Source organism: Nonomuraea sp. NPDC049684 (assembly GCF_044465345.1).
Lineage (GTDB): Bacteria > Actinomycetota > Actinomycetes > Streptosporangiales > Streptosporangiaceae > Nonomuraea.
This window is the reverse complement of record NZ_JBITLO010000023.1, coordinates 163,757-172,754: the sequence shown is the minus strand read 5'-3', so window position 1 is coordinate 172,754 and position 8,998 is coordinate 163,757. Positions and strand designations below refer to the sequence as shown.

Below are 8,998 nucleotides of genomic sequence, written 5' to 3'. Positions count from 1 at the left end.
AGCAGGAGGTGGCGCACACCGAACTCATGACGGCATAGTCGAACCAGCAGAGCCTCACGCGAGAACCGAGCTACACCACTCCGCGGGACGTGACCACTTCTTTGGGATATCAGAAGACCACTCTTCCTGATGTCACCTCACCCCCAGGGGTATGCGCCACAAGAGTCCAGTCGCTGTCGGCCAGACACCAAATTAGAGAGCCTTCGGCGCTGAACCGCTGCACAACCCCTCGGTGAGAGCAATGAGGCGCTGGGAAGCCTGCCGCGCGACAGTCCATGTCGGTGCTGACGGCTCTACAGGCGCCGATGGCCCCGCGATTGCTGCTGATGACCTTCCGTGGTATTGGCAGCCCTGCGGGCATATTGATGGCCCTGCGCGTGCCAGCGGCTGGTGCTGACAACCTTGCGTGTGCCGATGGTGGCCGGCACTGACGGCCCGGGGGTACCGACGGCGGCCGATACTGACCGTCCGGCGGTTACCGTGCGCCCTGAGGGTGTGAGCGCTCTCCTCGGCTGCTCGCTCGGCCGGTGGGTACCAGAGCTGAGACTCCTGCCGGGGGCCGATCGCGCGTACCCCTCCCGCCCGTCACTCTCCGCGTCGACGGGCGCGCGTGGCCGTGGCCGTCATGCGGTCGCGGGCGAGGACAGGGCAGCTGGGTGCTGTGACCCGTTCCCATCCAGCAGGTTCTGCTCTCAGCGTTCCGCTGTCGCACGTCCCGGACCGTCCATCCGGCTAACGGCTGGGACATGCCATGGAAAGACAGGAAGCGGAGCTAGACGTACTGAATGAGCTGCGCGAGCATGCCTCGACGGCCGCATCTGAGGGCGCGCATTGGAAGAGGCCGCCGATATGTGCTCGGGGGTACACACATCGACGACCTCTACCGGAGAATCGGTGTCCCTTACATCAGCGTTACAGGGTTTCTCCGATAATTTTTCGCCATCGCAAAGTTGGGGCTCCAGCAGTCATCGATGACGGTCGGTTACCTGTCGAATACGGCAACATGGGGCAACGCCTCACACGAACCCCCAGGGATGGACTAGTGGCCACCTCAGATCCGGTCTACCTGCGTGTCGTCGAAGACATCCGGCGGCAGATCCTCGACGGCACCCTCCCCCCAGGCGCGCCCATTCCCTCACGGGCGCAACTGACCCGTAAGTATCAGGTCGGCGAGACCGCTGCCCGTCACGCTCTACGCGTCCTCGCGGGCGAGGGTCTCATCATCGGACGTGTCGGTTCAGGCCATTACGTCAGGGACCGGCCAAATTTGACCCCCTTGCATCGATGGCGCTTCCTGGACCATCCGGCGCCGTTCGCGTCCGACCTGCAGTCCCAAGGCAGGCGCGTGACGTGGGATTGGCACAGCGAACCGGCCGACGCCAGCCCCGACATCGCCAGACGTCTACGCATCGACGAACACTCCACGCTGACCAGAACGAACTACGTCTTTCGCGGCGACGGCAAGCCGATCCAACTTGTCACCGCCTATGAGCCGATGGCGTTCGTCGCCCACACTGAGGAGGAACGCCGTAGCTTGGTCGCGAGAATGTACGCGCACGGCATAAAGATCACCGAGGTCGTCGAGAGCATCCACACCCGGGTGCCTCAGCCGGCCGAGAGCGATGCGCTCGATCTGGCGGCAGGGGTTCACGTTCTGCATGTCGAACGTACGCACTGGGCCGGCGAACGTCCTGTCGAAACGAGCGACATCGTCATTCCGGGCGATCGCTTCAGAGTGATGTACAGCATGCCCGTCTGACCGGTTCAGGGCTCCGGGTGGCGCCGCACCTCGCTGCCTGGAGCCTCACAGAGGCTCTCAGGCAGCGGCACCTCGAAGAACCGAAGGACCACGGGCCGGATCCCATCCGACCATTGATCGACCGGAGGGCGCGGTAAGACTCGGCCTGCCCCATCACCCTCGCGAAGTCCCACATGTGGACAGGCTCACCAGTCGTAGATGAAGTCGGGCCATCTGTCGTTGATGGCGCCTTGCGCCTGCGAGCGAGAAACGCCTCACTGCTTGATTCGTCAGTGGTCAGTGTCCCGCACACCCCTCGGGAGCGGGACGTGATCAGCCGCACGCGAATAACCTGGCGACGTCGGTGGTCATCCTCGCGATAATGGCCGACGTGGAGCAGATCGAGGTCGTCGTCGCGCACAACGAGCGCGCGACCCTGCGTGCCGGTGACGTGTTTCTGAAGATCGACGCCGATCAGTCGCGCACTGACGTCGAGGTCGAAGCAATGGCCATGGCGCCGATCCCGACCCCGGAGGTTCTGTGGCGCAAACCGCCCGTGCTCGCGCTCGCCGCTGTTCCGGGGACGGCACTCGGTCGTCTGGGCGAGCCGTCTGCCGCGTCGCCGGCGGCGTGGGCCGCGGTGGGTGCCGCCGTGCGGATGCTGCACGATGCGCCCCTGCCGCCATGGCCTGGCCAGAGCCTGGATGAGGTCACATCGCGTCTTGACGCCGAATGCGAGTGGCTCGTCACGAATGGCGTCCTTCCGGCCGACCTGGTCGCACGTAATCGCGAGGTCGCCGCGGCTGCGCTCCGGTCGTGGAAACCGGTGTTCACGCACGGCGATCTGCAGATCACGCACGTGTTCGTCGACAGTGACGAGGTCACCGGCGTGATCGACTGGTCCGAGGCGGGTCAGGGCGATGCGCTGTTCGACCTCGCCATCCTGACGCTCGGACATGAGGGGCGCCTGGGCGACCTGATCGCCGGCTACGGGGCCGATGTGGACCTGGACGTGATCCGCGGGTGGTGGTCCTCGCGAAGCTTGATGGCGATCAGATGGCTTATCGAGCACGGCTTCGACCCGTTTGCGCCAGGCTGCGAGGTCGACGCACTGAAGGCCCGGATGTGAGCTGGACGAGCTGATGGCCAGGAGCGCCGTTCTGCCGCGTCGAGCGAGGCGTATCCGCAAGTGCGGCGCCCTCCGGGCCGACGATGTGACGGCCTCGAAGACCGCTACCAGGCGGTCAACGACATGGGGCTGCCGAAACACGACTCGAGGCGACAATGCGCCCCCGACGGCCGACAGCGGGGTCGCCAACATGCCCGGAACGGAGCTATTCGTATGGCTCGCGCTTGGCGGGATCTCCGAATCGACGCTAGTGAGCCGCGCTGCCCCGTATCGGAGTTAGCACGATGATCATCACTTCGGCGAGTGGGTCTTCAACGAAGCCACCAATACAGCCCTTGGGACCACGGGCCGGATGACGAAAAGTAGCTGCTCCGAATACCGGCCAGGTTTTCTGGCATGTCGTTGGATGCCCGAGCATTCTGTCACCCTTTCGGGCAAACAGGAGCGGCCGAGAGCTGCGGTAGATCGCAAGCGGCACTGCCGGGCGCCCCGGACACGCACCTTGAGCGCCCCCACCATCAATGGGCCAACATCGACGCCGGTCAAACGGGTGCTCCAACTGGTGGCCATACAGCAGTTAGAGAACAGTCCTCCCATTATGCCGCGTAAGATCGCTCGCTGACCGGCCAGACTCGCGTTACAGCATTGTACAGGCGGCCATTTGTCGCATTCGCGGCTTGCGGTTGTCGCCGACGTAACTCAAGGGCGACATTTACGCCCAGTGCATCCTTTATCGATCTGGAATTCGGAGCCTGAGATTGTCGGTCCTCGTTGATAGAACGGGTGCGGAGGTTGCGAATGCGAGTCAAAGATCTGTACGAGCGCGATCGGCCGCGCGAAAGGCTCATGTCGAGCGGCGCGGCGGTGCTTGCCGACCGGGAGTTGCTGGCCGTTCTGCTCGGCTCCGGCTTCCGCGGGGCGAGCGCGCTGGAGCTAGCCAGTCAAGTCATCGAACACTGCGGCGATCTCGATGCGCTCGGGCGCGCCGATCCGCACCGCCTGCTGCGACTGCGAGGCATAGGGCCAGCCAAGGCCGCGCGCGTGGCGGCGGCCTTTCATCTCGTACGGCGTGCGGCGTCGGAGCCTGCGCGGATGCGTATCGCCAGCACATCCGACCTGGCGGAGGTCTGTGCCCCCTTACTGCGTGGCCTAGGGCATGAGCGCTTCGTCGTGGTGGTGTGTGACACGCGGGGTGGCGTGCTGAAACGTTCGGTGCTGACGGAGGGCGGCGCCGATCATACGACGGTGCCCGTGCGGGAGACGATCTCCCTTGTGCTCGCCACCGGTGGCGCCATGTTCGGCGTTGCCCACAATCACCCTGGAGGTTCTCTAGATCCGAGCGAGGACGATCTGGAAGTCACGGCCCGCCTCGCCGAGGCCGCCCGGACAGTGGGACTGCGCCTCCTCGACCATCTCATCATCACGGATGCGGCTTGGAGGCGGATCTCCATATGAATCATCTTCATCCAGAGCCTCGACAGACGTTGGAACGCGGGGCCCAAAAGGAACCTTCCTCCGATAGCGCCGAACAGGAGAAGCGCATGAGGCAGTCATGAGAGCCTAATGGCACGAGTTGAGGCCGTAATGGACGTCGGTTGGCCAACAGACTCGTCCAAGCGTGGTCCCGGGCATCCGAGAAAGCACGGGACCATGCTTTCTTCCTCGCGGATGTTTTTGTGGGGCGAGAGGTCGGCGGCAAGATCGGACCGCGGGCTCTGAATTCTCTCGATGGCTGGCAGCACACGCAAGCCTGCGACCGCGCCCGCCCACCCGCGCACCTACCCGCCAAGGAAGTCTGACACGGTGACGCCGAGGCAAATCGCATATCCGATGCTCACGGCTTGGCTACCCAAGAGAACATTAGGCTAGATTGTCTATTGTCCCCGAATAAGTGACTCTTCGCGTGTCAGATTACTGTTGAGTGTAAGACGGCAGTCATGTGGAATAGTCGTTAGCGGCCTACCGTTCTCGTCGTGGCGCTCGAAAATTTTGGCCAATCCTTGCCGATCTGCTGCGCCGGCCATGACGAAGAAGGCACACTGGGTTCTGCGGCCATTGCAGGCCTCCTTCACCCCTTGAATCGTTGCTATTCGAAGGAGACTTGCGATGGCCGTCCTTATTGTCCTGGTGACGAGGCTGAAAGCGGAAAACCGTCGAGGATAGGGATAAATGCGCCATACAGACCTGACGAATGCTGAGTGGGAACGGCTGGTGCCGTTGCTGCCTGACGGCGACGTTCGACGCCGGCGGCACGGAGATCAGCGGATGCTGATCAACGGAGTGCTGTATCAGGCGCGAACCGGGTCGCCTTGGCGCAATCTCCCGGATCGGTTCGGTTGCTGGATCACGGTCTACAAATGGCAGCGCCGCTGGGCGGTGGACGGGACCTGGGGGCGTCTGCTCAAGGATGTGCAGGCCGCGCAAGGCATCGACGGGCACTTGAACAGCGATGTTGTGGTGCATCCTGGCGCTGTCATGACTTACGACATCGGGCCGCTGGCTGGGGCGGCTCGGGAGGCGGGGGCCGGATCGGTACAGCAGAAAGATCCGGTGTTGGCGAGCCTGGAACTCCGGCTGACCGAGGTGATCAAGATGGGGAGACGTAAGGGTTGAAGTGAGGGCGCTGGCGTTGGCAGGTGCCTGTTGGTTGTTTGGGTAGGTGCCTGCCATCCCGAATTGATCGGCCATGGGGTCCAGAAGCCGCGGGAGACGCGGTGTGGCGCTTCATTTATGGGATCCATCGGGCCCATGGGCAAGCATCAACCGGCAGGCCGATCAGCGTCTCTCGTTACGCGGCTGCACGACAGGTGGGACTTTCCTGGTGTTGTCCGTTGCAGATCGCTCTGCGGCCAATGGCGAGGATTCGGCAAGGATCTCGCTTGTGCGGTCGATGACTCGGCCGCTGCGGGGGCCGGGTGTTGCCGGGGTGGCGGCTGTGTCGACGCTCTCGGTGACCGCCTGTGGGCTGCGTTGCCGTTGAGTTGGGGCCGCTGTTGCCAGTGGGCCTTGTCGCGGTGTCGCCGGGGATCGGCGGCGTGGATCCAGATGCCAGTCTGCGCTGTACGGGGCAGTCGTGATCGAGAACGTTGCCTTCGAGGTGCGTCGACTCGTGCGATCACGGTCGACTCCGCTCGGAACTTGGCTGGTCTGGGCGAGCGAGCTTGTCTTCCTGCCGACAGGTGACGCCCATGCGGACAAGGGGCGCCGCGGGTGCGGTGGGTGGCCTGCGCGCCTTGGACCGGACTTGGAGCGCTGAGTGGGAGCGGGTCAGTCGTAGTCGACGAGGGGACGGGAGGTCGTGTGACGTCCTGGTACACGGTCGATTTGTGTGCAAGGCGGATCATGAGGTGTGCGGCAATTCGGACGAGCCGAGCTACGGTCGCCGGCCCGCCGCCTATTACGAACGGCCCCCTGTACGTTGGGACGTGAGCCTGTCAGCAGGGTGTGACGCCCGCGCGTTCAGTTAGTTCTGCGGTCACTGGTTTCGGGGGGCTGCCATCTCGTATCCGGCTTCTGGTCAGGAATTACCTGGCTTTTTGGACTATATGCCAGATGATGACAGGACACGACGGCGCCGCGTTCGCACCTCTGCTGCTTCTACAGCCGGGCGAGTGATGCGTAACGATTGCCCACCGTCTCATTTGAGCGCTCAGGCTTCTTGCCTTGGTGGACTTATTTCCCCCGACAAGCCGGACGGATGTGGACGTTCACAGGGAAAGCCCAGGTGGGCGGAGGAAGAAAACCACTCCGGGGTGCTTGTCGGGGATCGCTTTAGGTAGAGACGTCTTGCCAATATGTGCTCGCAGCAAGTGGGGGCCGGCCGCTGTGGGCGGGCTCCCTCGTCGTCCACTGGTTAGGGGTAGGGGTACGTGAACGTTGAGATGGAGATCCTCGATCTACAACTCCGTCTGCAGGCGCTGGAGGCTCGCTCGTGCACGGGTGGGCGTGATGCGGTGTTGGCAGGGCTGGCTACGGCCAGGGCGGAGATCGTAGAGGTTCGCTCAGGGGTCGGCCGGGACTTTGAGATCCTCACCTTCGAGATCGCGCGCCTTCGGGAACGGTTCGACGAGAGCTGCAAGGCCAGCCTGGCGGAGACGATGACGATGCTTGAGGGGCTACGGTTCCAGCTCGATGATCTCGGGCTCAGACTGGATCGTCTGTTGGCGAAAGATGATTTCTGAGCTGCCTTGAGCCCTCGGTCTAGGTCGGGGGCTCATTGTTGAGGTTACTCGACTGCTCCGACATTTGATGGCGATGATGCTGGAGGTCGGTTTCAGAGTTGGTTCGAGTTGATCGGTGAGGAGTAGCGGCGGCATCGGGAAATGGTGACGGCCATCCCGTACTCCTTCTAGGGCCTGTCCGAGAACGAAGGAGCCAACGTGATGGCCGCGAGGAACAGTGTGCCGCCTTCGAGGTGGCATGCAAAGCCGTTCTGGAACTGTGGCTCCTACTTCTCTCTTCTCGGCCTGGCTTCGGGCCGAAAGCCAACGTGTCCTTCTTAGTTAGGAAAATGGGGTGTTAGTGACAACTCGTTGGTGACATCGCGGTAGGGGGGCCGGGGCTGCCGAGCCTTTCTCAGAATGGCGCATCTAATGCAGGCCAGAGGGTCTCGGCAAGCCCGGGTACGCGATCTGTGAGCTTCCGGGGTGCCGCCATCGTCGTTAGCCGGCCACTCAGGCGCCCGTACGTATGTAGAGAGTTTTCGTGTCGCGAGATGAATAGGTCTACAGGGGCGGGTCGACCCGGGGCCGCAGCGCCGCGTTTGAGCGGCGCGGGGAGCTTGAGGGGGTGTTCGGACGGGAGAGCGGTTCTGTCGGGCTCTCCCGATAGCCTGCTTCAGGCGGTCGAACAACGCGGGGTTCGTGCTGCGGCAGGTAGAGGCTCAGAGGCGGGGGTTCCTCTATGGCCTGAGGGATGAGCCGATGTTCGCTGCTGGTCTGGTTGGCGCCCGGTTATCGGGCGTTGCCGCTCAGGAGGTTGTCCCAGAGCAGCATGGTCCTGCGAACAGAGCATCGGAAGCTCTCCTCCAAGAGGAGGCTCCTGCCGTTCTCCCGGATTCGGCGGATGAAGCGCTGCCCTCCGACTTGGCAGAGTTCGTAGATCGTGGGCCCGCAGTGGCAGGTGTATGCCCGGACCCGTACGCGTTCGTAGGGGGAGCGTGTGGGATACCAGCGGATGGCTGTGCGGCCTGGGCGGGGTTCTGGGAGGTGGATGCCGATGCAGTGTTCGTAGTCCAGGGGGAGTACGGCCATGAATGGAGAGTACGTCTGGTTGTATCCGCTCGTCTATTCGGAAAGATGACTCTGCCTGACCAGGCAGGAGGATATGGGAGGGCTCGTACACCTTCGTCTATGTTGCCGGTGTGCTGGACTACGACGGCGACACCCACATCTACGTACAGATCGCGGAAATCCTTCGGCGGCGGGTCGAGGGGCTCGCGTCCGGGCATCCCGTGCCGAGTGAGGCCGACATTCAGCACGAGTTCGGGGTCGCGCGGACGACGGCCCGCCGGGCCATCCACGTGTTGCGCGAGGAAGGGCTCATCTACACGGTCCAGGGCGAGGGAACGTTCGTCGGCGCACCTGATGAAGCGCCGCGTAAGCAGCGGAAAGTGCCGCTCTATCGGCAGATCGCTTCCGATGTGGCCAAGCAGATCAGGGCGGGGCACTTCCAGCCCAAGCGCCCGATTCCGGGCGAGACTGCGTTGGTGCAGCAGTACGACGTGGCGCGGGAGACGGTGCGGCGGGCCATGGCGTTGTTGCGGGAGCAAGGGTGGATCTACACCGTGCCGCAGCGTGGGAGTTACGTGTCGCCGGAAGAGTCGTGGCCCCAGGATTGAGAATCACTCATCTGCTTGTATCCAGACGTCTAAGGTATGAGCATGCTCGACCGAGACGGCCCTGTGCCGATCTATGTGCAGATTGCCGAGATGATCGAGGGCCAGATTCTGAGGGGTGAGCTGCTGGCCGGCGAGGCGGTGATGAGCGAGCTGGCCATGGAGGCCGAGTTCGACGTGGCGCGGTCAACCGTCCGGAACGTGGTGCGGGAGCTGCGTCGGCGGCAGCTCGTGCACACGGTGAGGGGGAAGGGGACGTTCGTCGGGGTCGCAACGGATGGGTTGTTGGACGGCG

General features: G+C 63.6%; 7 protein-coding genes. All 7 read left to right on the top strand.

Features of this window, described 5'->3' with window-relative positions:
- The first annotated feature begins 1,042 nt into the window (after positions 1-1,042).
- The gene (locus tag ACIBST_RS45550; RefSeq protein ID WP_397179703.1) at positions 1,043-1,759 is read left to right on the top strand and encodes a GntR family transcriptional regulator; all 717 of its coding nucleotides are present in this window, start codon (positions 1,043-1,045) and stop codon (positions 1,757-1,759) included.
- 361 nt (positions 1,760-2,120) lie between these two features.
- A complete protein-coding gene (locus ACIBST_RS45545) occupies positions 2,121-2,867 on the top strand; it encodes a phosphotransferase family protein (protein ID WP_397179702.1) in 747 nt (248 codons plus the stop codon).
- Between the two features lie 798 nt (positions 2,868-3,665).
- A complete protein-coding gene (locus ACIBST_RS45540; protein WP_397179701.1) occupies positions 3,666-4,322 on the top strand; it encodes a RadC family protein in 657 nt (218 codons plus the stop codon).
- Positions 4,323-5,036: 714 nt separating this feature from the next.
- The gene (locus ACIBST_RS45535) at positions 5,037-5,480 is read left to right on the top strand and encodes a transposase (RefSeq protein ID WP_397179700.1); all 444 of its coding nucleotides are present in this window, start codon (positions 5,037-5,039) and stop codon (positions 5,478-5,480) included.
- Positions 5,481-6,736: 1,256 nt separating this feature from the next.
- Positions 6,737-7,048, top strand: coding sequence for a hypothetical protein (locus tag ACIBST_RS45530; RefSeq protein WP_397179699.1), 312 nt, complete (start codon positions 6,737-6,739; stop codon positions 7,046-7,048).
- 1,181 nt (positions 7,049-8,229) lie between these two features.
- Positions 8,230-8,706: a GntR family transcriptional regulator gene (locus ACIBST_RS45525; protein WP_397179698.1), complete on the top strand. Its 477-nt coding sequence runs from the start codon at positions 8,230-8,232 to the stop codon at positions 8,704-8,706.
- Positions 8,707-8,748: 42 nt separating this feature from the next.
- Positions 8,749-8,998 (top strand): GntR family transcriptional regulator (locus tag ACIBST_RS45520; protein ID WP_397179697.1); only part of this gene is annotated, 250 nt, incomplete at its 3' end.